Here is a 1260-nt window from a genome sequence, read left to right as displayed (position 1 = left end):
TCGGCGAAGGCGGCAACATCGTTTACACCGCTTCGCTGGTCGACAAGTCGGGTAACCCGGTGACCAACATCACCAACCCGCTGACCGTGACTTTGGACAATGGCCAAACCATCACCATCGGCGTGAACCAGTCGAGCGGCACCATCACGGTCGTAGCTCCGGATGATGTCTACAAAGGCGATCAAACCGTTACCACCGCTATCAAAGGCGTGACTGGCGGCGAGCACTTTGAAAACTTAGTACCTGGCACCACGCCGGTTAACACCACCGTAACGGATACTCCAGACACCGATAACACCACCACCGTAACGCTGACCGCGCCAAGCGCAGTGAACGAAGGTGGCCAGATCACTTACACCGCTACGCTTTCCAATAAAGCGGGCACTGACGTAACGCTGAAACTCGACAACGGCTCGACCATCACCATCAAAGCGGGCGACACCGTCGGCACCGTGACTGTTCCGGCGCCTAGCGATGACGTGTTCATCGACAAGAGCACACAGACCGTCAAGATCACCGACACCGCTGGCGGCAACTTCGAGAAGCTGGAAGTTGCAGGCAACGGCGCCACCACCACGATCAATGACACCATCGATAAAGTCGACGTCGTACTGACCGCCACCACCACCATTGGCGAAGGCGGCAATATCGTCTACACCGCCAGCCTTGTGGATAAGAACGGCGCGGCAGTGACTAACATCACCAACCCGCTGACTGTGACACTGGATAACGGCCAAACCATCACCATCGGCGTTAATCAGTCGAGCGGCACTATCACCGTCGTAGCTCCTGATGATGTGTACAAAGGCGATCAAACCGTTACCACCGCTATCAAGGGTGTCACTGGCGGCGAGCACTTCGAAAATCTGGTTCCTGGGACCGATAAAGTCACTACAACAGTGACTGATACTCCAGACACCGATAACACCACGACCGTAACGCTGACTGCTCCGACTGAGGTTAGCGAGGGTGGCCAGATCACCTACACCGCGACCTTGAGCAACAAGGCCGGCACCGACGTCACCCTCAAGTTGGATAATGGTTCGACCATCACCATCAAGGCAGGCGATACCGTCGGCACCGTGACTGTCCCAGCGCCGAGCGATGACGTGTTCATCGACAAGAGCACTCAGACGGTCAAGATCACCGACACCGCTGGCGGCAACTTCGAGAAGCTGGAAGTTGCAGGCAACGGCGCCACCACCACGATCAATGACACCATCGACAAGGTCGATGTGGTTCTGACCGCGACCACCACTG

Annotated in this window: 1 protein-coding gene; it reads left to right on the top strand. The window is 56.8% G+C overall.

Features of this window, described 5'->3' with window-relative positions; genetic code table 11:
* Nucleotides 1–1260: immunoglobulin-like domain-containing protein (locus FW764_RS28035; RefSeq protein ID WP_446436717.1), on the top strand; the 1260-nt coding region annotated here is incomplete at both ends.

It is taken from the genome of Pseudomonas sp. 1152_12, assembly GCF_052850675.1.
Note: the sequence above shows the minus strand (reverse complement) of the source record. Positions and strands in the feature narration are given on the sequence as shown.